This is a genomic window from Streptosporangium sp. NPDC050148, assembly GCF_055586505.1.
Genome location: NZ_JBVJIA010000003.1, coordinates 95,920 through 120,540, shown reverse-complemented (window position 1 = coordinate 120,540; position 24,621 = coordinate 95,920). Strand labels below are relative to the sequence as shown.

Annotated in this window: 22 protein-coding genes and 2 pseudogenes; 11 read left to right on the top strand and 13 right to left on the bottom strand. The window is 70.9% G+C overall.

The annotated features are described in order from the left end of the window. From ACZ6RT_RS04100 to ACZ6RT_RS04060, 9 genes and pseudogenes are all read right to left on the bottom strand, one after another. Positions 1-458: pseudogene (locus ACZ6RT_RS04100) on the bottom strand (hypothetical protein); the annotation flags it as partial. 425 nt (positions 459-883) lie between these two features. After that, positions 884-3,466, bottom strand: a complete 2,583-nt coding sequence (gene clpB / locus ACZ6RT_RS04095; RefSeq protein ID WP_399185332.1) for an ATP-dependent chaperone ClpB — start codon at positions 3,464-3,466, stop codon at positions 884-886. A 216-nt stretch (positions 3,467-3,682) separates the two neighbouring features. Next, positions 3,683-3,935 (bottom strand): annotated as a pseudogene (locus ACZ6RT_RS04090) (heat shock protein transcriptional repressor HspR); the annotation flags it as partial. Positions 3,936-3,937: 2 nt separating this feature from the next. Further along, complete coding sequence (gene dnaJ, locus ACZ6RT_RS04085) at positions 3,938-5,140, bottom strand: molecular chaperone DnaJ (RefSeq protein WP_470152188.1); 1,203 nt, start codon at positions 5,138-5,140, stop codon at positions 3,938-3,940. A gap of 34 nt (positions 5,141-5,174) precedes the next feature. Next, positions 5,175-5,786, bottom strand: a complete 612-nt coding sequence (grpE, locus tag ACZ6RT_RS04080) for a nucleotide exchange factor GrpE (protein WP_399185334.1) — start codon at positions 5,784-5,786, stop codon at positions 5,175-5,177. A gap of 28 nt (positions 5,787-5,814) precedes the next feature. Next, on the bottom strand, positions 5,815-7,692 hold the full coding sequence (dnaK, locus tag ACZ6RT_RS04075; RefSeq protein WP_399185335.1) for a molecular chaperone DnaK: 1,878 nt from the start codon (positions 7,690-7,692) through the stop codon (positions 5,815-5,817). Positions 7,693-8,160: 468 nt separating this feature from the next. Then, positions 8,161-8,649, bottom strand: a complete 489-nt coding sequence (locus ACZ6RT_RS04070; RefSeq protein WP_399185336.1) for a hypothetical protein — start codon at positions 8,647-8,649, stop codon at positions 8,161-8,163. A gap of 37 nt (positions 8,650-8,686) precedes the next feature. Further along, on the bottom strand, positions 8,687-9,097 hold the full coding sequence (locus ACZ6RT_RS04065; protein ID WP_470152187.1) for a PIN domain-containing protein: 411 nt from the start codon (positions 9,095-9,097) through the stop codon (positions 8,687-8,689). Continuing rightward, positions 9,094-9,327 carry a type II toxin-antitoxin system VapB family antitoxin gene (locus tag ACZ6RT_RS04060; protein ID WP_399185338.1) on the bottom strand — a complete coding sequence of 78 codons (234 nt, stop codon included), beginning with the start codon at positions 9,325-9,327 and terminating at the stop codon, positions 9,094-9,096. Before ACZ6RT_RS04060 ends, ACZ6RT_RS04065 begins: the two co-directional genes overlap by 4 nt. Positions 9,328-9,454: 127 nt before the next feature. Here ACZ6RT_RS04060 and proC point away from each other — a divergent pair, with 127 nt between their 5' ends. The 8 genes from proC to ACZ6RT_RS04020 all read left to right on the top strand — a co-directional run bounded on the left by proC (position 9,455) and on the right by ACZ6RT_RS04020 (position 16,784). Then, positions 9,455-10,249 (top strand): pyrroline-5-carboxylate reductase, encoded by a 795-nt coding sequence (gene proC / locus ACZ6RT_RS04055; protein WP_399185339.1) that lies wholly within the window; start codon positions 9,455-9,457, stop codon positions 10,247-10,249. A gap of 230 nt (positions 10,250-10,479) precedes the next feature. Next, on the top strand, positions 10,480-11,643 hold the full coding sequence (locus ACZ6RT_RS04050) for an acetoin utilization protein AcuC (protein ID WP_399185340.1): 1,164 nt from the start codon (positions 10,480-10,482) through the stop codon (positions 11,641-11,643). Positions 11,644-11,728: 85 nt separating this feature from the next. Continuing rightward, positions 11,729-12,508: a phosphatase gene (locus ACZ6RT_RS04045; RefSeq protein WP_470152186.1), complete on the top strand. Its 780-nt coding sequence runs from the start codon at positions 11,729-11,731 to the stop codon at positions 12,506-12,508. A 322-nt stretch (positions 12,509-12,830) separates the two neighbouring features. Continuing rightward, on the top strand, positions 12,831-13,034 hold the full coding sequence (locus ACZ6RT_RS04040; RefSeq protein WP_012887307.1) for a helix-turn-helix domain-containing protein: 204 nt from the start codon (positions 12,831-12,833) through the stop codon (positions 13,032-13,034). A gap of 302 nt (positions 13,035-13,336) precedes the next feature. Beyond that, positions 13,337-13,435, top strand: a complete 99-nt coding sequence (locus ACZ6RT_RS04035) for a 30S ribosomal protein bS22 (RefSeq protein ID WP_018654693.1) — start codon at positions 13,337-13,339, stop codon at positions 13,433-13,435. Between the two features lie 18 nt (positions 13,436-13,453). Beyond that, positions 13,454-14,584, top strand: a complete 1,131-nt coding sequence (locus tag ACZ6RT_RS04030; RefSeq protein ID WP_470152185.1) for an NAD-dependent epimerase/dehydratase family protein — start codon at positions 13,454-13,456, stop codon at positions 14,582-14,584. Further along, positions 14,581-15,468, top strand: coding sequence for a lysophospholipid acyltransferase family protein (locus ACZ6RT_RS04025; RefSeq protein ID WP_470152184.1), 888 nt, complete (start codon positions 14,581-14,583; stop codon positions 15,466-15,468). The genes ACZ6RT_RS04030 and ACZ6RT_RS04025 overlap by 4 nt, the downstream gene beginning before the upstream one ends. Positions 15,469-15,596: 128 nt before the next feature. Further along, positions 15,597-16,784 carry an alpha/beta fold hydrolase gene (locus ACZ6RT_RS04020; RefSeq protein WP_470152183.1) on the top strand — a complete coding sequence of 396 codons (1,188 nt, stop codon included), beginning with the start codon at positions 15,597-15,599 and terminating at the stop codon, positions 16,782-16,784. Positions 16,785-16,835: 51 nt separating this feature from the next. On the opposite strand, the gene ACZ6RT_RS04015 is transcribed toward ACZ6RT_RS04020, so the two are convergent. The 3 genes from ACZ6RT_RS04015 to ACZ6RT_RS04005 all read right to left on the bottom strand — a co-directional run bounded on the left by ACZ6RT_RS04015 (position 16,836) and on the right by ACZ6RT_RS04005 (position 19,678). Beyond that, a complete protein-coding gene (locus ACZ6RT_RS04015; RefSeq protein ID WP_470152292.1) occupies positions 16,836-17,636 on the bottom strand; it encodes an HAD family hydrolase in 801 nt (266 codons plus the stop codon). A 329-nt stretch (positions 17,637-17,965) separates the two neighbouring features. Then, entirely contained in the window at positions 17,966-18,589 is a 624-nt protein-coding gene (locus tag ACZ6RT_RS04010) for a DUF5667 domain-containing protein (RefSeq protein WP_470152182.1), read from the bottom strand. Between the two features lie 444 nt (positions 18,590-19,033). Then, a complete protein-coding gene (locus ACZ6RT_RS04005) occupies positions 19,034-19,678 on the bottom strand; it encodes a sigma-70 family RNA polymerase sigma factor (protein WP_399185347.1) in 645 nt (214 codons plus the stop codon). A 243-nt stretch (positions 19,679-19,921) separates the two neighbouring features. On the opposite strand from ACZ6RT_RS04005, the gene ACZ6RT_RS04000 reads away from it, so the two are divergent. Next, positions 19,922-21,808 carry an antibiotic biosynthesis monooxygenase gene (locus ACZ6RT_RS04000; RefSeq protein ID WP_470152181.1) on the top strand — a complete coding sequence of 629 codons (1,887 nt, stop codon included), beginning with the start codon at positions 19,922-19,924 and terminating at the stop codon, positions 21,806-21,808. Positions 21,809-21,929: 121 nt separating this feature from the next. Here the strand turns inward: ACZ6RT_RS04000 and ACZ6RT_RS03995 are convergent, their stop codons facing one another. Next, positions 21,930-22,178, bottom strand: a complete 249-nt coding sequence (locus tag ACZ6RT_RS03995; RefSeq protein ID WP_344891144.1) for a glutaredoxin family protein — start codon at positions 22,176-22,178, stop codon at positions 21,930-21,932. Positions 22,179-22,449: 271 nt separating this feature from the next. On the opposite strand from ACZ6RT_RS03995, the gene ACZ6RT_RS03990 reads away from it, so the two are divergent. Together ACZ6RT_RS03990 and ACZ6RT_RS03985 are read left to right on the top strand one after the other, a co-directional pair. Beyond that, the gene (locus ACZ6RT_RS03990; protein WP_399185349.1) at positions 22,450-23,157 is read left to right on the top strand and encodes a redox-sensing transcriptional repressor Rex; all 708 of its coding nucleotides are present in this window, start codon (positions 22,450-22,452) and stop codon (positions 23,155-23,157) included. Positions 23,158-23,284: 127 nt separating this feature from the next. After that, a complete protein-coding gene (locus tag ACZ6RT_RS03985) occupies positions 23,285-24,619 on the top strand; it encodes a glutamyl-tRNA reductase (RefSeq protein ID WP_399185350.1) in 1,335 nt (444 codons plus the stop codon). Positions 24,620-24,621 lie beyond the last annotated feature (2 nt).

Sequence of the window (24,621 nt, the reverse complement as noted above, 5' to 3'; positions counted from 1 at the left end):
TCGGTGGTCGGGGCGGGAGCCTCGGCCGGGGTGTCGGTGGTGGCGGCGGCCTGGGCGGCCTCCGCGATCACCGGGGTCTGGGCCGCCTCGGCACCGGCGGGAACCGGAGCCTCGGCGGGAACCTCGGCACCGGCAGGGGCCTCAGCAGCCGGAGCCTCGGCAACCGGAGCCTCGGCGGGAGCCGGGGCCGGAGCCTCGGCCGGGGTCTCAGCAGCCGGGGCCTGGGCGGCCGGGGCCTCGGCGTTCGCCGGGGTCCCGATCTCACCGCTCGCCGGCGTCTCGGGTTCGTCAGTGGGCGGCGGAACCGCGGCACCGTTGGTGGCCGTCTCGTCGACGACCGTGGCCTCGGTGCTCGCGGCCTCTTCACAGGCGATCGAAGTGGTTCCGGGCGTCTGGGACGTCCCCACCGCGTCCGGGTCAGGGCAGGGCGCCATTCCCGCCGCGGCCGGAGAGACCATGGTCCATCCTGCACCGGCCGTGAGCACCGCCACCGCGAGAAATCCTCGGATGTTCCGTGATGCGTTCGACATGCACATCCCCCTGTTGCGTTCGGTAATCCGACGAATGCCGAACGTAACAGGGGGGTCTCGCTGGGTGGCCCGCTTGGTTCAAAGCTGGTCAAGCCCTTACCGGGCCTCACTCACCCGTGGTCGCTCTCTTACCGAAACGATCATCCGTGCCCGTGGATCGCGATCGCCCGACTGCGATCACCCGACCGCGATCCACGCTCGTGGACCCCGCTCGTGATCCACGGTCCGGGTGACCCACGGCTCATGACCCACGGCTCATGAGCCGTGGCCGTGATCCACGGCTCGTGGCCCATGAGCATGGTCCACGGCTTGCGGTCCACGCTCATGAGCCCACGCTCGTGGCCCACCCACTGTCAGCCCTTCACCGGGCCGATCGACAGGGAGTCGCTCGCACCGTCGAGATCGACCAGCACCTCGTCGCCGTCCTGGACCTCGCCGGAGAGCACCTTCTTGGCCAGTGTGTCCCCGATCGCGGACTGCACGAGGCGGCGGAGCGGACGGGCGCCGTACAGCGGGTCGAAGCCCGTCAGCGCCAGCCAGTCGCGTGCCGCCGGGGTCACGGTCAGCGTGAGCCGCCGGTCCGCCAGGCGCCTGGCCAGGTGGTTCACCTGCAGGTCCACGATCTTCGACAGCTCCTCCGTACCGAGCGCGTCGAACTGGATCACGTCGTCGAGCCGGTTGAGGAACTCCGGCTTGAAGGCGTTCCTGACCGCGGCCATCACGGCGGTCCGCTGGGCCTCCTTGGTCATGCCCGGGTCCACCAGGAACTGCGAGCCGATGTTCGAGGTGAGGATCAGGATGACGTTGCGGAAGTCCACCGTCCGACCCTGCCCGTCGGTGAGCCGCCCGTCGTCGAGGACCTGGAGCAGGATGTCGAAGACCTCGGGGTGGGCCTTCTCGACCTCGTCCAGCAGCACCACGGTGTACGGGCGGCGCCGCACGGCCTCGGTGAGCTGGCCGCCCTCCTCGTAGCCGATGTAGCCGGGAGGGGCGCCCACGAGCCGCGAGACGCTGTGCTTCTCGCCGTACTCGCTCATGTCGATGCGGACCATCGCGCGCTCGTCGTCGAACAGGAAGTCCGCCAGCGCCTTGGCCAGCTCGGTCTTGCCGACGCCCGTCGGGCCCAGGAACAGGAAGCTGCCGGTGGGCCTGTCCGGGTCGGAGATGCCCGCCCGCGCCCGCCGTACGGCGTCGGAGACGGCCTCGACCGCCTGCCGCTGGCCGATCAGGCGCCTGCCGAGCTCCTCCTCCATGCGGAGCAGCTTGCTGGTCTCGCCCTCCAGCAGGCGGCCCGCGGGGATGCCGGTCCACGAGGAGATGACCTGCGCGATGTCGTCGGAGCCGACCTCCTCCTTGACCATGGCGTCCTCGGGCTGGGCGGTCTTGCTGGCCTCGGCCAGCTCGGCCTCCAGCTTCGGCACCTCGGCGTACATCAGCCGGGAGGCGTTCTCGAAGTCGCCGTCGCGCTGGGCCCGCTCGGCGGCGCTGCGCACCTCGTCGATCTGCTTCTTCAGGTCACCGACCCGGTTGAGCCCGGCCTTCTCCTGCTCCCACCGGGCGACCAGGGCGTTGAGCTCCTCCTGGCGGTCGGCGAGCTCCTTGCGGAGCCGCTCCAGCCGCTGCAGGCTGCCCTCGTCGGTCTCCTTGGCGAGCGCCAGCTCCTCCATCCTCATCCGGTCGACGTTGCGCTGGAGCTGGTCGATCTCCACCGGACGGGAGTCGATCTCCATGCGGAGCCGGGAGGCGGCCTCGTCGACGAGGTCGATCGCCTTGTCCGGCAGGAACCGGGAGGTGATGTAGCGGTCGGAGAGCGCGGCCGCGGCCACCAGCGCGCCGTCGGAGATCTGCACCTGGTGGTGCGCCTCGTAGCGTCCCTTGAGGCCGCGCAGGATGGCGATGGTGTCCTCGACGGTGGGCTCGCCCACGTAGACCTGCTGGAAGCGCCGCTCCAGCGCCGGGTCCTTCTCGATGCGCTCGCGGTACTCGTCCAGCGTGGTCGCGCCGATCATCCGCAGCTCGCCGCGGGCCAGCATGGGCTTGAGCATGTTGCCCGCGTCCATCGCGCCCTCGGCCGCGCCCGCGCCGACCATGGTGTGCAGCTCGTCGATGAAGGTGACGACCTGGCCGTTGCTCTCCTTGATCTCGCCGAGCACGGCCTTGAGGCGCTCCTCGAACTCGCCGCGGTACTTGGCCCCGGCGACCATGGCGCCCAGGTCGAGGGCGATCAGGCGCTTGTCCCGCAGGCTGGAGGGCACGTCTCCGGCCACGATCCGCTGGGCGAGCCCTTCCACCACCGCGGTCTTGCCGACGCCGGGCTCGCCGATGAGCACCGGGTTGTTCTTGGTACGGCGGCTGAGCACCTGGACGACCCGCCGGATCTCCGAGTCGCGGCCGATCACCGGGTCGAGCTTGCCCGCCCTGGCCTGCTCGGTCAGGTCGATCCCGTACTTCTCCAGCGCCTGGTAGGTGTCCTCGGGTGTCGCGCTGGTCACCTTGGCGTGCCCGCGTACCTTCTCGAAGGCGTCGAGCAGGGCGGCCGGGCTCGCGCCTGCGGAGGTGAGCAGCCGGGCGATCGGGCCGCCGTCGGTGGCGAGACCGACCAGCAGATGCTCGGTCGAGACGTACTCGTCCTCCAGGCTGCGGGCCCGCTGGGCCGCGGTGTTCAGCACGGTGAGAAGCTGCCGCGAGCTCGACGGCGCGCCGACCGTGGAGCCCTGCGCCTTGGGCAGGGCCGCCAGCTGGGTCTCGGCCTCGGTCCGGAGCCTCTTCCAGTCGGCGCCCACCGCCTCCAGCAGGGGCACGGCGGTGCCGCCGGTCTGGGCGAGCAGCGAGGTGAACAGGTGGGCCGGGGCGACCTCGGGGTTGCCTTCCGCGGCCGCCCGCCGGATGGCGGAGGAGACCGCCTCCTGGCTCTTCTGAGTGAGCTTGTAATCCATGCTTACCAGGCCTTAGTGCTTGACGGCGGCGCCGCGCGCCGCGGATGGGACGCTGCTGTCCGGCCTCCGCCACCGCGGCGCGCCGCGGTGGCTCGCCGTGCGACGGGACGGGACGGGACTCTCAGGCGGGGGGCAGCTGGTACTGGATCAGGGCGCGGATCATGTTCATCTCCGCGCGGAGACGATGGTTCTCGTCGCGCAGCCGCAGGGCCTCGGTCTCGAGGGCCAGGATGCGCTTGATGCCCGCGAGGTTGATGCCCTCCTCCTGGGAGAGCCGCTGGACCTCGCGGAGCATCACGATGTCGCGGGTGGAGTACAGGCGCCCGCGTCCCGCCGTACGGCCTGGACTGACCAGGCCGAGACGGTCGTACTGGCGCAGGGTCTGCGGGTGCAGACCGGACAGCTGGGCGGCCACTGAGATCACGTAGACGGGTGTGTCGTCCGACAGATCGAAGTAGTTGGCTTCCATGGCTACTCGCTTCTGGCCTGTGCGATCAGGTCAGCCCGCGGGTCACCTCCCGAGGTGGCGTCGCGGAACTCCTCCAGAGCGCCTCTCGCCTTGTCCTCGAGCTTGCTGGGCACGAGGACCTCGACCGTGGCGAGCAGGTCGCCCTTGGTGCCGTCCTTGCGGGTCACGCCCCGGCCGCGCACCCGGAAGGTGCGGCCGTTCGGGGTGCCCTCGGGGATGCGCAGGGTGACCGGCATCCCCTTGAGGACCGGCACCTTGATCTCGGCGCCCAGTGCCGCCTCGGTGAAGGTGACCGGGACGGTGACCGTCAGGTTCTCACCCGTCCTGCCGAACACGGAGTGCGGCTTGACGTGGATCTGGACGTAGAGGTCGCCGGCCGGGCCGCCGTTCTCGCCGGGTGCGCCCTTGGCCTTGATCTTGATGCGCTGTCCGTCGGCGACACCGGCCGGGATGCGCGCCTGGATCGTGCGGGTGCTCTTGCCCCGCCCGCTGCCGTCGCACACCGGGCACGGGTCGTCCACGAGCAGGCCGCGGCCCTTGCAGTCGCGGCACGGCTCGGAGAAGGCGAAGTTGCCCAGGTTGCGGCTGGCCGCCCCGGTGCCCTCACAGGTCGGGCAGACCCGCGGCGTGGTGCCGGCCTTGGCGCCGGTGCCCCCGCACGCGGTGCACGCCGAGGAACTGGTCAGGCGGAGCGAGACCGTGGTGCCCTCGACCGCCTCGGAGAAGTTGAGGGTCACCTCGGACTCGATGTCCTGGCCCCGGCGCGCCCTGGTCGTCGTCCCGCCGGGGCGGCCCGCGCCGCCCCGGTTGAACAGGCCGCCGAAGATGTCGCCGATGCGCTCCCCGGCGCCGCTCTGCTGCTGGTTGGCCCCCCCGAACAGGTCCCCCAGGTCGAACGGGAAACCCCCTCCGCCCGGACGGGGTGCCCCCGCGCCCGGCGGGTAGCCGCCGATCCCCGATCCGAACAGCGTCCGCGCCTCGTCGTACTCCTTGCGGCGCTTGGTGTCGGACAGGACGTCGTAGGCCTCGGAGACCTCCTTGAACTTCGCGGTGCTCGCGGAGGTCGCCGAGCTTCCGGGGTTGGCATCCGGGTGGTACTGCCTGGCCAGCTTCCGGTACGCCTTCTTGATCTCATCTGCCGTGGCGGACTTGGGCACACCAAGGACGGCGTAGTAGTCCTTCTCCAGGTAGTCCTTGGTGCTCATCCATCTTCCTTCTCAGAGATCAGACGTGGGGGTGTCAGTTGTCGTCCGCGGCGGGCGTCTCGGGCTCGGCCACCGCGACGCGCGCGGGGCGGAGCACTCGCTCGCCGATCCGGTAACCGGGCTGCAGGATCTCCACGCAGGTCGCTTCAGTGACCTCGGAGGAGTAGCTGTGCATCAGGGCCTCGTGCACCATCGGGTCGAACGCCTCGCCCTTGGTGCCGTAGGTGCTGAGCCCCAGCTTCCCGGTGGCCGCCTCCAGTGACTCGCTCACCTTGGCGAAACCGCCGGTCAGCTCCCCGTGGTCGCGGGCCCGGCCGATGTCGTCGAGGACCGGCAGCAGCTCCGACAGGACGCCGGCCACCGCCTGCTCCTTGACCGCGACCCGGTCCCGCTCGACCCGCTTGCGATAGTTGGAGTACTCGGCCTGAAGGCGCTGCAGGTCCGCGGTGCGCTCGGCGAGCTGGGTGGCCAGCTCGATCGAGGCCAGGTCGGACGCCAGGGAGGACGGCCCCTCGGCCTGCTCCCCGTCGCCCTGTCCGGTGGCCTCTGCCGGGTCCGCCTCGCGTGGCTGCCCCGTCTCCGGGTCGATCTTCCGGTTGTCGCGGATCACCGGCTCCTCTCCGGAACCGTTCTCGCGCGTGCTCACGCTGGTGCTCCCCTCGGCTTTCCGGCCGTCACTTGGTGCCGTCGTCGCGCTTCGGCTCGTCGTCCACGATCTCGGCCTCGACCACGTCGTCGTCGGCCTTCTGCTCGTTCGTGGTGCCCGCGTCCGCGTCCGGCGTGCCGGTCGGGTTCTCGGACCCCTGGGACTGAGCGTAGATCGCGGAGCCCATCTTCTGGCTGACCGTGGCGAGCTTCTCGGCGGAGGCGCGGATCTCGGACGAGTCGGTGCCCTCCAGAGCCTTCTTCAGCTCCGCGACGGCCTCGTTGACCTCGGTCTTGATGTCGTCCGGGACCTTCTCGGCGTTCTCGCCGAGGAACTTCTCGGTCTGGTAGACGAGCGAGTCGGCGTTGTTGCGCGTCTCGGCCTCTTCGCGGCGCTTCTTGTCCTCCTCGGCGTAGGACTCGGCCTCGCGCATCATGCGCTCGATGTCGTCCTTCGGCAGCGCGGAGCCGCCGGTGATCGTCATCGTCTGCTCCTTGCCGGTGCCGAGGTCCTTGGCGGAGACGTTGACGATGCCGTTGGCGTCGATGTCGAAGGTGACCTCGATCTGCGGGATCCCGCGCGGCGCCGGGGCGATGCCGGTCAGCTCGAAGGTGGCCAGCTTCTTGTTGTACGCCGCGATCTCGCGCTCGCCCTGGTAGACCTGGATCTGCACCGACGGCTGGTTGTCCTCGGCCGTGGTGAAGACCTCGGAGCGCTTGGTCGGGATCGTGGTGTTGCGCTCGATGATCTTCGTGAAGATCCCGCCCTTGGTCTCGATGCCCAGGCTCAGCGGGGTCACGTCGAGCAGCAGGACGTCCTTGACCTCGCCCTTGAGCACACCGGCCTGCAGGGCGGCGCCGATGGCCACGACCTCGTCCGGGTTGACGCCCTTGTTGGGCTCCTTGCCGCCGGTCAGCTCCTTGACGAGCTCGGCCACGGCGGGCATACGGGTCGATCCGCCGACGAGCACCACGTGGGCGATGTCGGAGACCTTGATCCCGGCGTCCTTGACGACCTGGTTGAACGGGCCCTTGCACCGCTCGAGCAGGTCGGCGGTGATCCGCTGGAACTCGGCGCGGGTGAGCTTCTCCTCCAGGTGGAGGGGACCCTCGGCCGAGGCCGTGATGTACGGCAGGTTGATGGAGGTCTCCGACTGGCTGGAGAGCTCGATCTTGGCCTTCTCCGCGGCCTCGCGCAGACGCTGCAGGGCCATCTTGTCCTTGGTCAGGTCCACGCCGTGCGCGTTCTTGAACCGGTTGGCCAGCTCGTCCACGACGCGCTGGTCCCAGTCGTCACCACCGAGGTGGTTGTCGCCGCTGGTGGCCTTGACCTCGACGAAGCCGTGGCCGTCCTCCTGGCCGACGTCGAGCAGGGACACGTCGAAGGTGCCGCCGCCGAGGTCGAAGACGAGGATGGTCTCGTCCTTCTCCTTGTCGAGGCCGTACGCCAGCGCGGCGGCGGTGGGCTCGTTGATGATGCGCAGCACGTTCAGGCCGGCGATGGTGCCCGCTTCCTGGGTCGCCTGGCGCTGGGCGTCGTTGAAGTAGGCGGGAACGGTGATCACCGCGTCGGTGATCTTCTCGCCCAGGTAGGCCTCGGCGTCCTGCTTGAGCTTCTGCAGGACGAACGCGCTGATCTGCTGCGGGGAGAACTTCTTGCCGTCGATCTCGACGGACCAGGTGGTGCCCATCTCGCGCTTGACCGAGCGGATCGTCCGGTCGACGTTGGTGACGGCCTGCCGCTTGGCGACCTCGCCGACGAGGACCTCGCCGTTCTTCGCGAACGCGACCACGGACGGGGTGGTCCGCGAACCCTGAGCGTTGGCGATGACGGTGGGCTCACCGCCCTCAAGAATCGAGACGACGGAGTTGGTCGTCCCCAGGTCGATACCTACCGCACGTGCCATGAGTACGTCCTTGTAGTCAAAGTTGAGTCGATGAGACTCATGGTGGAACCTCGAACGAGGTTTGTCAAACGACTTGAGTCTACTGGGCTCAACCCTGGATCGCGCGAAAGCATTCCCGATCTTCAGGAAGCGGGCGAAGGGCGTCCTACCCCCTCTGACGAGGGAACATCTCCATTCGTTCCCGTGGAGGGCGACCGGGGTCCGTCCGGCCGCCGCGGGCGGGACGGGACGCGCTCGCGGGACGCTCTCACGGGCCCGGAAGCACGCTCGCGGGCCCGGAAAGGACCCGCCCGCACCCGTGTGCCCCGGCACGCGGCGCCGGCGTACAGGACGCGGGCGGGGCGTGCGCGGGGCGGGTGGGGGCGGGCGGTGACACGTGCGGGGCGCCCTCCCGGCGAGTGCCGGTCTCGACGGGCGCCGTCTCGACCGGCGCCGTCCCGACGGGCACCGGTCTCGGCCGGCGCCGTCTCAGCGGGCGCCGTCGACCACCTTGCGGTCGCCGAGGGGCTTCTTGAGCTTGACGGTCGTCACCTTCTGGATGGCGATCTCGATGCAGGCGACGTTCTGGACCTTGCTGCTCGGGCCCTCCCAGAGGGTGACGGTCACCCGCTTGGAGGTCTGGCGCACGGTGATCCGGTCGAGGACGTTGCACGGCTCGACGCCGGACCACCAGACGATCCGCAGGCTGCGGCCGTTCTTGGAGGGTGTGGCCTTCAGCCACCTGACCTTGCGGGGGTTGTCGGTGTGCCCTTCGGGCTTCGTGGGCTTCGGGGAGCCGTCCGTGGGCTCGGTCCGGGGGGCCACGGTGCCGGCCGCCGGCTCCGAGGGGACGACGGGGGCGGTCGTGTCGTGGCTCGCGGGCCGGGACGGGACGCCGTTGGAGACCGTGGCGCTGGGTTCGGTGCCGCAGCCAAGAGCCAGCAGCAGGCTTCCGGCCAGGATGGGGGTCGCGATCATACGCATACCCCCAAGACGGATCGGAGCCCCGGACGGTTCAGGGCACCCTGATGTCGCGCTGCCGTACCTCGTTCATGACCGCCGAGACGGTGACGAAGTCCTGGTCGACGTGTAGCACGGTCATTCCATGGTGGACGGCGGTCGCGCACAGGAGCAAATCGATCGGTCCGGCGGAACGATGCCGGCCCTTCTGGGTGAGTCTGTACTGCGCGTTCTCGGCCCAGCGCCACGCCGACTTGGGGACGGTGACCGATCGGCAGAGGTTGCCGAGTTCGGCTTCGAGTTCGTCGCGATGTGCCGGGCCCGTCGCGGAGTACAGGAATTCCGTTCTCGTGGGCTCGCAGACGCTCAACACCCCCGACGCGATTCGGTCGGCCCATGCCTCCTGTGTTCCGGGGGTGCGCAGCAGGTGCCACAGGGCGGAGGTGTCCACCAGATAGGAGATCACGAGAAGGCGTCGTCCCGAGCCTGCTTGGCCGCCCGGCGAGCCTCCATCGCGTCGTCGAACTCTCCCCGGGCGGCCCGGGCCGAGAGGGCCTCCAGTGCCTCTATACGCCTGACGCGTGCCACGTACTCCCGCAGAGCGGCGTTCACGGTCTCCTTCTTCGTGGTGGTGCCCAGCATTCGCATCGCCTCGGCGAGCGCCTCATCGTCCAGGTCTATCTGGGTGACACTCATCGACCCCTCCAATGTTGGTGCTGTATGTAAATAGCATACATCAGCATCAACCACTTTGTGGGACGTTCCACGGAAGGCCGGGCCGATAGGGTTCGGGAGGTTCGATCCCCGACTTCGAGGTGCTCACATGATCGCGATTCTTGGAACCGGCAAGATGGGGGAGGCGCTGCTCTCCGGGCTGCTCAGGGCCGGGTTCAAGCCGGGTGACGTGCTGGCGACGGCCCGGCGCGCCGAGCGCCGCGAGGCCCTCGCGGAGCGGTACGGGGTCCGGGTGGTCTCCAACGACGAGGCCGCCAAGAGCGCCGACACGATCATCCTCGCGGTCAAGCCGCAGGACATGGGGGCCCTGCTCGCCGAGATCGCGCCCCACCTGCCGGCCGACCGCCTGATCATCTCGGCCGCGGCGGGCATCACCACCTCGTTCGTCGAGTCGCGGCTGGGCGCCGAGATCCCGGTGGTCCGGGTCATGTCCAACACGCCGGTGCTGGTGGACGAGGCGATGAGCGTGATCTCGGCCGGGGCGCACGCCTCCGAGGAGCACCTGCGGCGCGCCGAGGACCTGTTCAGCCCGGTCGGCAAGGTGCTGCGCATCCCCGAGTCGCAGCAGGACGCGGCCACCGCCCTGTCCGGCAGCGGGCCCGCGTACTTCTTCTACCTGGTCGAGGCCATGGTCGACGCCGGGATCCTGCTCGGCATGCCCCGGGCCGCCGCCCTGGACATGGTCACCCAGTCGATCGTCGGTGCGGCGATCATGCTCCGCGACTCGGGCGAGCACCCGGTGATCCTCCGCGAGGCGGTCACCTCGCCGGGCGGCACCACCATCGCGGCCATCGCCGAACTGGAGAGGCACAGCGTCCGCGCCGCCTTCCTGGCCGCCATCGAGGCCGCCCGGGACCGGGGACGCCAGCTCGCCGAGGGGTGACCCCGTCCCTCGCCCGCAGATCCCGGCACCCGGCGTCCCCGGAACGCCGTCCGGTGGAAAGCGAAGGGATTATTAACAGCAATAAATCCTGATGTTTCGGTTAGATGAAAGAGGTCCCCTTGTGTGGGACGTCTGAGTAAACGTCCTTGCGTACACGTGCGGTAACGTCGAGCGGGGAGCAGGCAGATCGGGCCGTGACGCGCGGCGTCGCGAGCCAGACGGGAGTGCGCATGAGCCGGTCCGTGCGGGTCGTCTGGGACGATGCGCTCATCGCGTACGACTTCGGCCCCGGCCACCCGCTCGCGCCCGTGAGGGTCGAGCTGACCATGGCCCTGGCCAGGGAGCTCGGCGTGCTGGACCTGGTGGAGATGAGCGGCTGCGCCCCCGCAACCGACGATGAGCTGGCGCTCGTGCACAAGCGCGACTACATCGAGGCCGTCAAACGGGTCTCCGCCACCGGGCGCCCGGACGTGGCCCACGGCCTGGGCACCGACGACAACCCGGCCTTCGCCGGGGTCCACGAGGCGTCCGCGCTGATCACCGGTGCCAGCCTGGCGGCGGCCCGTGCGGTGTGGACCGGGCAGGCCGAGCACGCGGTCAACGTCGCGGGCGGCCTGCACCACGCGATGACGTCGTGCGCGAGCGGCTTCTGCGTCTACAACGACCCGGCCGTGGCCATCGCGTGGCTGCTGTCGCAGGGCGCCTCCAAGGTCGCCTACGTGGACGTGGACGTGCACCACGGCGACGGCGTCCAGGCGATGTTCTACGACGACCCCCGGGTGCTCACCATCAGCCTGCACGAGAGCCCGCGCACGCTCTTCCCCGGCACCGGTTTCCCCGAGGAGCGCGGCGCGGAGGGCACCGCGGTCAACGTGGCGCTGCCCGCCGGGTGCGGTGACAGCGACTGGCTGAGGGCCTTCCACGCGGTGGTCCCGCCGCTGCTGCGGGAGTTCGCCCCCGACGTCCTGGTCACCCAGCACGGCTGTGACAGCCACGCCCTCGACCCGCTGGCCAACCTGATGCTCAGCCTGGACGGCCAGCGCACCGCGTACGCGGCGCTGCACGAGCTGGCCCACGAGACCGCCGGCGGCCGGTGGATCGTGACCGGCGGCGGGGGGTACGAGCTGGTGCAGGTCGTCCCCAGGGCGTGGACCCACCTGATCGCAGAGGTGGCGGGCCATCCGCTCGACCCGGCCACCGCCACCCCCGGGGCCTGGCGCACGTTCGTCAAGGAGCGGACCGGCCAGTCGGCCCCCCTGACGCTGACCGACGGTCGTGTCCCGGAATTTCGTGATTTCTCCGCTGGTTATGATCCAGCAGACCCGATCGACCGAGCCATCATGGCCACGAGGAACGCCGTCTTTCCTCTTCATGGCCTTGACCCCCTTCCGTGACGCGGGGACTCACCGGTCCCTCCCCGACGACGAAACGGCCCGGCCGGTATCCCGGTGAACCGGACCGAGGAACAAAGGTGCGCCGATGACACACGCCGAGCTTCGCGAGCACCTGGTCCGGACCAGGATCGCCGGGGACGTGGCGACCAGCCGGGAGAACAACCTGGATCACTACCGGTCGCTGGCCAACCGTGATCCGCACTACATGTTCGGGCTGACACTGGACGGCCCCTGGGCCTACCGCGACATCCTGGAGCTGATGGCCAAGTCCGCGGGGGTCGTGGCCGACCCGGGTCACCGCGAGGGCCAGGACACCATCGACCCCGACCGTACGATCGAGGCGGTCGAGAGGATGGGCGACACGATCGCGGGCGTGCTCCGCCAGGAGAGCCCCAGGATCCTGATCGCCACCGGTCACCCCACCGGCCTGCTCACCATCCACATGGCCCTGGCGCGGATGCTCAGGGCGCGCGGAGTGACCCTGATGGGCCCGGCCGAGGGCTGGTCGTACTGGGGCAGCGGGTTCGGCCGCAGGCGCAAGATCCGCTACATGGACGACGTCGCGATGCTCGACGACAAGGGTTCCTTCGTGCACACCCACGATCCCGCCCCGATGCGGGCGATGCTCTCGGAGCTGGGGGCCGACCGGCCCGATCTGGTGATCGCCGACCACGGCTGGGCCGGGGCCGCGGGGGAGGCGGGCATCCTGACGGTCGGGTTCGCCGACAGCAACGACCCCGCGCTCTTCGTCGGGGAGGCCGAGGGCAAGATCGCGGTGACCGTGCCGCTCGATGACAACGTGCTACCCCGCTATTACGAGCCGCTGACGCACCATCTGGTCGAAAGGGTCCTGCGTGCCGTCTGAGACGGGAGATGCGCAAATCGGACCGTCCCTATACGGGCATTTCGCGCCTGCATTCCACGGAGCTCGCCGACCGTTTGCCAACTTTTTGAGGATTGTGGGCGACTCTAATGGGAGACAGTTGGTCCGTTCCAAGATCGACAGGACAGGCACGGTCCGGCTGCTGGCCAGCGACTTTGTCGGTTTTCCTGACGTGGGAGACCACGGGCTGAGAAAATAGGGGGTTTGCGTGCCCGGGGTCCCGACTTACGCTGACAGCAGTACACGTGCGTGAGCAATGGCACCAGTGGGGATAACCCGGATACACGTGCGGAAGAGGCGTCCGATGGGTGCAGGCGAAAGACCTCTCAGTGAGGTGAAGTTCCTGACGGTGGCAGAAGTGGCCACCGTCATGAGGGTGTCCAAGATGACGGTGTACCGACTCGTGCATTCGGGCGAGCTGCCGGCCATCAGGGTCGGTCGATCCTTCCGAGTGCCGGAGCAGGCGGTACACGATTATCTCAGGGATGCCTACATCGAGGCAGGTTGAGGCAGGGGCGGTTCGGTGCGCCGAGCCGAGCGTCCGGGGGAGCGATCCGGCCGCGCGGCGAGCCAGGCGCATCGGACGGTTCATGACCTGATCCTTCCGGTCTGACCGGTGTGTGCTTTCCGGTATGACCGGTATGTGATGGTCCCTGTCTCGTCGGGGTAGCGGCGCGGTCACCGCGTCGTGAGTTCGCGCGCCCGGGGTCCCCCAGGGGCGATCCACCGCGGATCGCCGGTAGTCTGTTGTGCCGGTGTGCTCTCGCGCACCGGTTCGACATTCTCGGCTACCAGCTACCTGGGGGTCCCGTGGGCTCTGTGATCAAGAAGCGCCGTAAGCGCATGGCGAAGAAGAAGCACCGCAAGCTTCTGAAGAAGACCCGCATCCAGCGGCGTAACAAGAAGTAGCGGATCTGCGAGGCGCCGATGCCCCATGTCGTGCTCGTCACCGGGGTCTCGCGCCACATCGGCGCCCGAGTGGCGAGCGTTCTCGCGGATGACCCGGACATCGACCGGGTCGTCGGAGTGGATACGGTGCCGCCGCCCTCGCTCACAGGTGATGGCGGCGTACCTCTCGGGCGGACGGAGTTCGTCCGCGTCGATCCGCGCGGTCCCGACATCGCCCGGGTGATCGCGGACGCCGACATCGACACCGTCGTTCACATGAGCCTGGTGAGCGCTCCTCCCCGGAGCGGTGGCCGGACGCTCATGAAGGAGCACAACGTCATCGGCACCATGCAACTGCTCGGTGCCTGTCAGCGATCCGCGACGATCCGCCGTGTCGTGGTGCGCTCCACCACCGCCGTCTACGGTTCCTCCCCGCGCGATCCGGCCGTCTTCACCGAGGACGCCGAGCCGGGGGAGCCGCCCGGCCGCGGCTACGCCAAGGACGCCTCCGAGGTGGAGGGGTACGTCCGGGGCTTCGCCAGGCGGCGGGGAGACGTGGCCGTGTCGACCCTGAGGTTCGCGAACTTCATGGGACCCGGCGTCGACTCCCCGCTGACGCGCTACTTCACCCAGCCCCTGCTGCCGACCGTGTTCGGCTTCGACCCGAGGCTGCAGTTCGTCCACGAGGACGACGCGGTCGAGGTGCTGCGCCGGATGGCGACGGAGGACCATCCCGGCACGTTCAACGTGGCCGGGGACGGCGTGCTGCTGCTGTCGCAGTGCGCGCGCAGGGCGGGCCTGCTCCCGCTGCCGGTCCCCTCCCCGGTCTTCCGTCTCATGGGCGAGCTCGCCCGGGGGGCGAGGCTGGTCGACTTCTCCTCCGAGCAGCTCCGCCTGATGCGCCACGGGCGTGTGGTCGACACCGCCCCGCTGGCCGCGGCCCTGGGCTGGAGGCCGAAGTTCTCCACCGCCGCCGCCTTCGAGGACTTCCTGCGCGCCCGCGACCTGGCCGGCGGCATTCCCGCCGCCCTGCTGGAGGTCTTCTCCCAGGCGGCCGGATCCCGGGCAGCCGGGTCTCGGACGGCCGGGTCTCGGACGGCCGGGTCTCGGACGGCCGGGTCTCGGACCGCCGGATCTCGGACCGCCGGATCTCGGGCGGCCGGACGATGAGCGGGAGCGCGCGCGAGCCCGGGAACGCCGGGAACGCTCGGGGCGAGGACCGCCTGGCCGAGCTGCTGGCCTTTCTGCGGCGCCGCCTGGCCGGGGAGTACGAGGTCGACGAGTTCGGCTTCGACCCGGAGTTCACCGACAGGGTCCTGCTGGAGCTGCTCCGCCCGCTCTACCACCACTGGTTCCGCACCGAGACCGTCGGCATGCACAACGTGCCCGGCGACTCGGGTGCCCTGATCGTGGCCAACCATTCGGGGACGCTTCCGCTCGACGGGCTCATGCTCCAGGTGGCCCTCCACGACGACCACCCCGAGCGCCGCGCGCTCCGCCTGCTGGGCGCGGACCTGGTGTACCGCTTCCCGGTGCTCGCCCACCTGTCCCGCAAGACCGGTCACACCCTCGCGTGCCCCGAGGACGCCGACCGGCTGCTGCGCAAGGGGGAGATCGTGGGCGTCTTCCCCGAGGGGTTCAAGGGGGTGGGCAAGCCGTTCTCCGAGCGCTACCGGTTGCAGCGCTTCGGGCGCGGAGGTTTCGTCGCCTCCGCCATCCGGGCGGGTGTGCCCGTGATCCCCTGCGCCGTCGTGGGCGCCGAGGAGATCTATCCCAAGCTGGGCGACCTGCCCTTCCTGGCCAGGGCGCTCGGGCTCCCGTACGTGCCGGTCACGCCGCTCTTCCCCTGGTTCGGGCTTCTAGGGCTGGTCCCGCTCCCGTCCAAGTGGGTGATCGGCTTCGGGGAGCCGATCCGCACCGACCGGTTCGACCCCGCCGACGCCGACGACCCGATGCTGGTCTTCGGCCTCACCGACCAGATCCGGGAGGCCGTCGGGCAGCTGCTGGACGAGCTCCGGCTGCGGCGCGGCCCCGCCTTCCCGCCCTTCCTCTGACCCGTCCCCGGCCTTCGGGCACCGCTCGCGCCGCGCGGACGGGCACGGTTCTCGTCGTTCCCCGCGTCCGATGATCACGGAACGCGGTGGATAGGGTGTGCGTCGGGTTCGCGGATCCGGAGGTGGTCATGGACGTGGGACGTGCGGTGACGCGGGCGGCCCTCGCCGGGCTGGCGGCCGGGACGGTGCTCGGGGTGGCCGCGCGCCGGCGACGGTCGGCCACGAGGACCGAACCGGACGTACACCGCGACCGATCGCCCACGAGGACCGAACCGGACGCGCGCCGCGACCACGTGCACGCGAGGACGGAACCGGACGCGCGCCGCGACCGGTCGCGTGCGAGGACGGGCCCGCGGTATCGCGACCGGCCGTCCGCGGGCGCGGGCCTGGGCGGCCGTCGCGGCCGACCGGTCACGGTCACGACCGACGACGGCGTGCGGCTCGCGGCCGACGTCGAGGAGGCCGCCTCCCCCGGACCTGTCGTGATCTTCATCCACGGCTGGGTGATGAACCGGCACTGCTGGCACTTCCAGCGCGAGGCGCTCGCCGGGCGGGCCACCCTGGTCTTCTACGACCAGCGGGGGCACGGCGACTCCTCGGCCGGGACACTCGACGCCTGCACGGTCGACCGGCTCGGCGACGACCTCGCCGCGGTGATCGAGGCCACCGTGCCCGAGGGAACGCCGGTGGTCCTCGTCGGCCACTCCATGGGCGGTATGACGGTCATGGCGTTCGCCGCGCGCCATCCCGGGACGCTGGCCGCCCGGGTGGCCGGGGTGGCGTTGCTGAGCACCTCCCCGGGCGGGTTGCGCGACAGCACGTTCGGGCTTCCGTGGCCGCTCGGGCGGCTCGCGCCCCGCTTCACGCCCGTGGTGTTCGAGCGCATGCTGGCCCGCGGCGCGCTCATCGACCGCAGGCCCGCCCTCCGGTCGCGCACCAACCTTCCGGTCACCCGGTACGTCGCCTTCGGGCCGCGCGCATCGCGCGAGCACGTGCGTTTCGTCAGCGCCATGGCCGTGGCCACCCCCACGGAGGTGATGGCCGGCTTCTTCCGCGCCTTCCTCGTCCACGACAAGCTGGCCGCGCTGGCCGCGCTCGAACCGGTGGAGACGCTCGTCATGGTCGGCGACCGGGACCGCCTCACCCCGGCGGAGCACAGCCGTCGCATCGCCGCGGCCCTGCCCGGTGCCAGGCTGGTCGTCCTCCCCGGGGCCGGTCACATGATCGGCCTGGAACGTCCCGCGGACGTCGGCCGGGAGCTGACCGCCCTGCTCGACCGGATCGCGGCCGGCCGCGCGGGACGGTCCGGCCGGTGAGGGCCGCGCCGTCCGGCGAGGGCGGTGGAACGCGGCCGCAGCGGAGGGTCGTCAGCGGTCGGCGCGGTAGTGGCGGCGGCGCAGGGCGATGGCGGCGGCGATGCCGCCCGCGACCGCTCCGGCGCCCACCGCGATGGGAACGCCGATCATGGTCGCCTTACGGCCGGTGCGGAAGTCCTTGACGTCCCACCCGTTCTCCCGGGCGAAGTCGCGCAGCTCGCCGTCGGGGTTGACCGCGGTGGCGTTGCCGACGACCGAGAGCAGGGGCAGGTCGTTGGCCGAGTCGCTGTAGGCGTGGCAGCGGGCCAGGTCCAGGCCCTCCCGCCGGGCCAGGGCCCTGACGGCCTCGGCCTTGGCCGGGCCGTGGAGCAGGTCGCCCACCAGCCGGCCGGTGTAGACGCCGTTCTCGGTCTCCGCGACGGTGCCGAGGGCACCGGTCAGGCCGAGCCGCTGCGCGATCACGCGGGCCAGCTCCACCGGGGTGGCGGTGACCAGCCAGACCCGCTGACCGGCGTCGAGGTGCGCCTGGGCGATGGCGCGGGTGCCGGCCCAGATGCGGTCGGCCATGACCTCGTCGTAGATCTCCTCGCCGAGACGGACGATCTCCTCGACCGTGTTGCCGGCCACGAAGGCCAGCGCGGTCTCCCTGGCCTCGGCGATGTGGGCGGGGTTCTCGTCACCGCGGATGCGGAAGGCCACCTGGCCCATGGCGAACCGCAGCAGGTCCTTGCTGGTGAACAGGCCGCGGGAGGCGAGACCGCGGGCGAAGTGGTAGATGGAGGCGCCGCGCATCATGGTGTTGTCGACGTCGAAGAACGCGGCGGCCACCGGGTCGGGCTCGGCCATCGGCATCGCCACGGCCGCCGCGGCGGCGACCTCCCCGGCCATGACCTCTCCGGCCGTCGCCTGCCCGGCCATGGTCGCCCCGCTCCGCCGTCGTAGTAGTAGCCGCCTCATAGCACCTCAGCTTAACCGGGACACAGGGGTGAGATCGGTAGCCGTGGTGGCAACCGGATGTGACGATCCGGCGTCGTCCTCGGTGCGGTGCGCCTACCGCAACGGCCTTTACGAGCGGCCCGGAAAGCCGTGCCCACGGACCTGCCGGCACGGTCCCGCCGCGGACCACGCGCTCCGGCCGGGAGACCGGGGCGGTGGAGACCCGGGCAGGGGCCGGCCGGGGGTCAGTCGGGCGGGGCCAGCCCGTCGATGTAGTCGAGGTACCCGTTCGCCCTGCGCTGGTCCTCGGCGTCCATCTTGGGGATCATCCCTCTGATCTGGGTGCGCTGCTTCTGCACGAAGCGCCTGAACTCCTTGACCTCCATCAGCTCACCGGCCCCGGCGTCCTCGCGGCGCCGTACCTGCTGCAGGGAGGTCACCGCGGAGCGGGTGGTGTCCTCCATCGCCTGGAGGGTCTCCCCGATCATGTCGCGCTCCCCGGAGCCCAGGAGCTCCTCGACCTCGTGGGCGCGGGTCTCCGCGTACCCGAAGGAGCGGTCCGCCCGTTCGGCGTCGTCGGTGCTGAGGTGGAACAGGGTGCTCTCGGCCGCGCGCTTGAGCGGGTAGAAGGTGTCACCGGGCATCGAGCGGTACGTCCACACGCCGGAGACGACCATCGAGACCACCAGCAGGGTGCTCAGCACCTGGGGGAACAGCGTCCTGCGCGGTCTTCGCCGGGAGTGACGGGGACCGGCCGGCCGCGGCTCGGGACGCTCCTGCTCGGGCAGGGGCCGGCTGAGCTGCTCACGGAGCCTGGCCTGGAACTCGGGACGGGGGCTCGCCGTCATCCGGGCGCCGAGCCGTGACACGCGGTCCTGGATACGAGCCTGCGATCTCCGCGAGATTCCGGGCAGCCACTTCCCCATGAACGCTCCCTGCCGCCCCCAGCTCATGATCCATCGCTGTCACTTGCCTAACGACGACTCCGCACGCCAGGTTACGCGCTCGACCGGCATCGGCGCGGTGGACATGACCGCGGGCACGGAGCCGGGTGGGACGCCGGGCGAGGGGCCCGGGTACGGTCCCGGGAGGAGCGCCGGGTCCGGAGCGGCCGCGTGACCTGGGGCGGAGCCGGGTGATCCGCGACGCGGGCGCGCGCCCGCGGGAGGGTCGCCGGACGGGCCTGGGACGTTCCAGGGGAGGGTGGGACAGGCCGGGACGCGGTGGGACGGGCGGGACACGGCAGGACGAGGCCCGGGGAGACCGGGATTCGGGCGTTGAAAAACCGATCTGAATGTGACCGAAAATCGGGGTCAGCTCAGGTCCGGGGGGAGCGCGCGGCCCAGGGCGCGGATCGCGCGGAACTGCAGCGCCTTGATCGCGCCGCTCTTCTTGCCCATGATGAGCGCGGTCTCGGCCAGGGACATGCCGTGCAGGAAGCGCAGCACCACGCACTCCTGCTGCTCGGGGTTGAGGTCGCGGACGGCGCCGAGCACCCGATCGCTGATCATCGCGGTGACGACGGCGTTCTCCGGGATGTGCGGGCCGTCGAGGGGGGTGTCGATGACCTCGGCGGTCGTGACCTCAAGGCGGTACCTGCCGGACTTGAAGTGATCGGTGATCAGGTTCCTCGCGATGGTCACGAGCCAGGCCCCGAAATCACGGCCTTGCCATGTGAAGTCCGTGATCCGGCGGAGCGCGCGGAGGAAGGTCTCGCTCGTGAGATCCTCGGCCAGCGGGTGTGAGCCGACCCGGAAGTAGACGTAGCGGTACACGAGCGTGAGGTAGCGGTCGTAGAGCGTGCCAAAGGCGTCCGTGTCCCCGGTCTTGGCACGCAAGACCAGGCTCCGGAGTTCTTCGGAGGCGTCCTCACGCAGAGTGAGGTCGGTACTGCGGACGGGCTGGGCCACCCCGGCGGTCGTGGGGAGGTGCCCGGCGAGCGGCCACGTTTCAGGCATCCGGTATCCCTGAGGGGAAGGGGGTACGGCGTGCTCGATCACTCTAGAAATCAACTAGTAATTCCACAATCTACTTTGAAGCGTCGTGACTGGGGGTAATCGCCGGATACGGTGTGGGGCCGGTCCTCTTCGGACCGGCATCGGGAGCGGACCAGATGTTCGGCTACCGGTTGGGGGGTAATGTCCGGCAGCATTGGAGACACCATGGAAGTCCTCGTCGCTGTCATCGCTTTCGCCGGCGCATTGCTCGCAGCCATTGCCACCGGTGCCCTCATCAGTCGTCTGCGCGGTGAGCCCAAGGGCTGGCTGATCGCCTGGAGCATCACGACGGCGTCCCTGTCCATCTCACTCGCTGTAATCGCCACCGGTCACGTGATCGGTTTTGGGGCTGGAACATTCCGTATTTACCAGCTGACCGGATCCATGCTGGCCCCCCTCTGGCTGGCCGTGGGGGTCATCCAGCTGCTGGCCCGCACGGGCAGGGCCCGGTTCTCCTCCTGGCTGATGGGGATCGCCCTCACCGTCATCGCCGCGGTGATCCTGGCGGTCGACCCGGTCCTGCAGGAGTCCGGATTCTCCAAGGTCCTCCCGCCGGGCGGCCGGCACTGGGACCTGCCGTCGAAGTACCTGCTCCTGGCGATACACGTGATCGTCGCGGTCGTGCTGCTGGCCGGGATGGTGCTCGCGGCCCTCCGCCGGCGGGGCGGCGACGACTACGACGCCGACAACCTGCACGCGCTCCTGGTGCTGGGCCCCACCGGTCTCGCCCTCGTCGGCGCCGTCAGCTTCTCGGTGCCCGGGATGATCACCGTGCTCCTGCTGCTCGTCACCGCGGCGGCGGTCTGGTACGCCCTCCTGCGGCCGCTCGCGCCCTACGAGGACGACGACGAGGACGAGGCGCGCGACGACTGGGAGAACCGCCCGCCGACGATCCGGCCCGCGGAGCGCGAGCCCCGTGACGTGCAGGTCGCCGGCCGCCGGATCTCCCCGGAGGACGCCCCCCGCCCGGTGGCGGCCGAGGAGCCTCCCCGCCGCTCCGGGCTCGGGGACCTGGTCGCCGAGTACCGCGCCGGCGAGCAGGACGTGGACTACGCGGCCCGCATGGTCCAGCGGCCGTCCCCGCCCGACGATCCGTTCGGCGGACCCGCCACCGGCATGTTCATGGCGGGCGAGTACGGCATGCCGCTCCCCGACCGGCCGCCGGCCGGGGATCCTGGCAGGCGCGGCGGCGATCACGGCCCGCAGCCGCCCGTGACCGGCCAGTTCGGCATGCCGCCCGTCGGGCCCGCGACCGGCGCCGCCGGACCCTCGACCGGGGAGTACGACATCCCGGCCAACGAGTTCGGCAGGCACGGCGCCCCCGGCTCCAGGTCCTCCGGCCCCGGCCGGCCCCCGGGCCCGGGCACCGGCGAGTTCGGCCGTCCGCCCGGCACGGGGGAGTTCGGCATGCCGCCCGCGCCAGGCGCGGGCGGTCCCGCCACCGGTGAGTTCGGGCGCCCGCCCGGCACCGGCGAGTTCGGCCGGCTCCCGGGTCCGGGCACCGGCGAGTTGGGCCGGCTCCCGGGTCCGGGCACCGGCGAGTTGGGCGGGGCGGGCAGCCTCAGGCCCATGCCCGCGGAGCAGGCGTTCGGCGGCGCGCCCTCCCCGGGGACGGGACGCGGAGGTTCCCACGGCTACGACCAGCCGGGTCCCCTCGGCCACACGTCCCGGATCGGGCCTCCCCCCTCCACCGGTGCCCTGTACCCCGGATCGGGGCCGGGCGTCAGCGGCGACCTGCCGGGCGGCTCCGGCCGTCCCTCGCCGAGCATCTTCGGGATGCTGACCGTCTTCACCCTGCTCGACGGCACCGGCGAGAGGTTCGACCGGCTCGCCGAGGAGACCGTTGAGGCGGTCCGCGGCTCCGAGCCGGACACGCTCGTCTACTCCTGCCACTCGGTGAAGTCGGCCCCGCTCCAGCGCATCGTCTACGAGCTCTACCGGGACGAGGTCGCCTACAGCGAGCACCAGCGCCGCCCGCACACCGAGCGCTTCGTCACCGAGCGGCAGTCCATGGTGCTCGCCACCAACGTGATCGAGCTCACCCTGAACGCCGCGAAGGTGATGCCGCTCCCGACGGCCTTCAGGCCGTGACCCGGGTGCGCGGGCGGGCGTCCGCGCACCCGCCGGGCGGGGACGGGCCCGGGCGGACCCGGGCGGACGGAAGGGCCCGCCCGGGCGCCGGGCGTACCCCGGGACGGCCGGTGGGCCCCGGTCAGGCGCCGAGGGCGGCGCGCAGGCGGTTCTCGTCGACGCGCCAGAAGTCGTGCTGGACGCCGTCGACGAGGGTGACCGGGATCATCTCCCAGTAGCGGGCCTGGTCCTCCTCGGAGGCGGTGATGTCGCGTTCCTCCCAGGGGACGCCGAGTTCCGTGGCGACCCTCTCGATCACCGCCCGCGCGTCGTCGCACAGGTGGCAGCCGGGTTTGCCGAGCAGGGTGATGCGGTGGTCTCGCGGTGACATGACCGCCACGGTAACCGAGCGCGGCCGGGCGCGCCGTGCCGGAAAGGCGCGGAGAAGCGCCGGGAAGTGCGGGAAGGCGCCGGGGAAGGGGGCGGGAGAGCGGGCCTGGCGAGGGGCCGATCGGAGGACCGGCGGCAGGCATGACCAAGATTGTGAACACTCACTTTGTGCACCGGTTCACAAAAGGACTAACCTGAATGACAGTGGCCTCACCTCGTCATCCGTCGCGTCCGGGCCGCGCCGGCCGCCTGTCCCCCTGGAGCTCCGGCACGTGATCCGCCGTCTGTCCCAAGCCCGCGAACGCGGCATACCCGAGGCGACCGTCGCCCGGCTGCCGCTCTATCTGCGCGCGCTGAACGGCATGGCCGAGCGTGGTCTGGCGACCGTGAGCTCGGAGGACCTGGCCGTCGCGGCGGGCGTGAACTCCGCCAAGCTCCGCAAGGACCTCTCCCATCTGGGCTCGTACGGCACCCGCGGGGTCGGCTACGACGTCGAGTACCTGATCTACCAGATCTCCCGCGAGCTGGGCCTGACCCAGGACTGGGCCATCGCCATCGTCGGGGTGGGAAACCTCGGCCGCGCGCTGGCCAACTACGGCGGGTTCGTCTCCCGCGGGTTCAGGATCGCGGCGCTCCTCGACGCCGACCCCGAAGTGGTGGGCGACCACATCGCGGGGTTGAATGTGGAGCACATCGACGAGCTGGAGGCCGTGATACGACGGCGGGGAGTGTCGATCGTGGTGCTCGCGACACCGGCCGTGGCGGCCCAGCAGGTGGCCGACCGGGTCGTCGCCGCGGGGGTCACCAGCATCCTGAACTTCGCCCCCGTCGTGCTTTCCGTGCCGGATGGCGTCGATATCCGTAAAGTCGACCTATCTATCGAACTGCAGATCCTGGCGTTCCACGAGCAACGCAAGACGGATCGGATGACTGGGGGACCCGCGATGGCCGAGGAGTGGCCCGAGGCGGTGGACCTGTGAGGGGACACCTGAACGGGCACCGTGCACGAACCGGCGACGGCAGGGCCCCGCGGTCCTCCGGAGCGGTGGATCACGCCTTCCCCGGCCGGCTCTCCGCCCGGTCCCGCCTCCGCGCCGGGGAGGGCCGATGAGCGTCCTCGTCGTCGGCCTGAGCCACCGGACTGCCCCGGTGGCCCTGCTGGAGCGGGTCTCGGTCTCCGGCGACTCGCTGGTGAAGCTGCTGCGGGACGTCCAGCAGGACGCCCACGTGGCCGAGGTCATGGTCATCTCGTCCTGCAACAGGGTCGAGGTCTACGCCGAGGTCGACCGGTTCCACGCCGCGGTGACCTCGATCTCCCGGCTGCTCGGCGCCCACTCCGGCGTCCCGGTGGAGCAGCTGGCCTCCCACCTGTACGTGCACTACGAGGACCGCGCGGTCGAGCACCTGTTCTCGGTGGGGGCCGGGCTGGACTCGATGGTCGTGGGCGAGGGGCAGATCCTCGGCCAGGTGCGCGCCGCCCTGAAGCTGGCCCAGCAGGAGGGCACGCTGGGCCCGACGCTCAACGAGCTCGTCCAGCAGTCGCTGCGGGTGGGCAAGCGCTCCCACACCGAGACCGGCATCGACCGGGTGGGCGCCTCCCTGGTCGGTGTGGGCCTCACCCTGGCCGAGCGCGTCCTGGGCCCCCTGCCGGGACGGCGGGCCCTGGTGGTCGGCGCCGGCTCGATGAGCGCCCTGTCGGCCGCGACCCTGCAGCGGGCCGGTGTGACCGACATCGTGGTGGTCAACCGCACCCACGAGCGCGCCGTACGGCTGGCCCAGACGGTCGGCGGCCGGGCGGCCCCGTTCGGCGACCTGCCTGCGGAGCTGGCCGAGGCCGACCTGGTCATCTCCTGCACCGGCGCCACCGACGTGGTCCTCACCGCCGACATGGTCACCCCCCGGGAGATGTTCCTGCTGGACCTGGCCCTGCCGCACGACGTCGACCCCGCGGTCCGGCGGCTGCCCGGCGTGACCCTGGTCGGCCTGGAGACCATGCAGGAGAGCGAGGCCGGGACCGGGGACGAGGGCCACGCCGAGGCGATCGCCGCGGTGCGCGCCATCGTCGCCCAGGAGGTCGACGCCTACCTGTCGGCCGAGCGGGCCGCGCGCGTCACGCCCACCGTGGTCGCGCTGCGGAGCAAGGCGGCCCAGGTGGTCGAGGCCGAGCTCGGGCGGCTCGTCTCGCGGGTCCCCGAGCTCGACGGGCGTGCCAGGGACGAGGTCGCCCAGACCGTCAGGCGGGTGGTCGACAAGCTCCTCCACGAGCCCACCGTGCGTGTCAAGCAGCTGGCGGAGTCCCCGGCGGGTGATCATTATGCGGAGGCGCTGCGAGAGCTGTTCAATCTTGACCCGAAGGTGCCCGAAGCGGTGCGGCGCATCGAGACGATCGACGCGGAGCCGGGTAGGAACATCGAGCCGAGCAAGAAGGAGGCAGGCCTGTGAGC

Coding starts and splice junctions, on each gene's coding strand:
- clpB (WP_399185332.1), bottom strand. CDS start 3,466: ATGGATTACAAGCTCACTCAGAAGAGCCAGGAGGCGGTCTCCTCCGCC.
- dnaJ (WP_470152188.1), bottom strand. CDS start 5,140: ATGAGCACCAAGGACTACCTGGAGAAGGACTACTACGCCGTCCTTGGT.
- dnaK (WP_399185335.1), bottom strand. CDS start 7,692: ATGGCACGTGCGGTAGGTATCGACCTGGGGACGACCAACTCCGTCGTC.
- ACZ6RT_RS04070 (WP_399185336.1), bottom strand. CDS start 8,649: ATGATCGCGACCCCCATCCTGGCCGGAAGCCTGCTGCTGGCTCTTGGC.
- ACZ6RT_RS04060 (WP_399185338.1), bottom strand. CDS start 9,327: ATGAGTGTCACCCAGATAGACCTGGACGATGAGGCGCTCGCCGAGGCG.
- proC (WP_399185339.1), top strand. CDS start 9,455: ATGATCGCGATTCTTGGAACCGGCAAGATGGGGGAGGCGCTGCTCTCC.
- ACZ6RT_RS04050 (WP_399185340.1), top strand. CDS start 10,480: ATGAGCCGGTCCGTGCGGGTCGTCTGGGACGATGCGCTCATCGCGTAC.
- ACZ6RT_RS04045 (WP_470152186.1), top strand. CDS start 11,729: ATGACACACGCCGAGCTTCGCGAGCACCTGGTCCGGACCAGGATCGCC.
- ACZ6RT_RS04040 (WP_012887307.1), top strand. CDS start 12,831: ATGGGTGCAGGCGAAAGACCTCTCAGTGAGGTGAAGTTCCTGACGGTG.
- ACZ6RT_RS04030 (WP_470152185.1), top strand. CDS start 13,454: ATGCCCCATGTCGTGCTCGTCACCGGGGTCTCGCGCCACATCGGCGCC.
- ACZ6RT_RS04025 (WP_470152184.1), top strand. CDS start 14,581: ATGAGCGGGAGCGCGCGCGAGCCCGGGAACGCCGGGAACGCTCGGGGC.
- ACZ6RT_RS04020 (WP_470152183.1), top strand. CDS start 15,597: ATGGACGTGGGACGTGCGGTGACGCGGGCGGCCCTCGCCGGGCTGGCG.
- ACZ6RT_RS04015 (WP_470152292.1), bottom strand. CDS start 17,636: ATGCCGATGGCCGAGCCCGACCCGGTGGCCGCCGCGTTCTTCGACGTC.
- ACZ6RT_RS04005 (WP_399185347.1), bottom strand. CDS start 19,678: ATGCCTGAAACGTGGCCGCTCGCCGGGCACCTCCCCACGACCGCCGGG.
- ACZ6RT_RS03995 (WP_344891144.1), bottom strand. CDS start 22,178: ATGTCACCGCGAGACCACCGCATCACCCTGCTCGGCAAACCCGGCTGC.
- ACZ6RT_RS03985 (WP_399185350.1), top strand. CDS start 23,285: ATGAGCGTCCTCGTCGTCGGCCTGAGCCACCGGACTGCCCCGGTGGCC.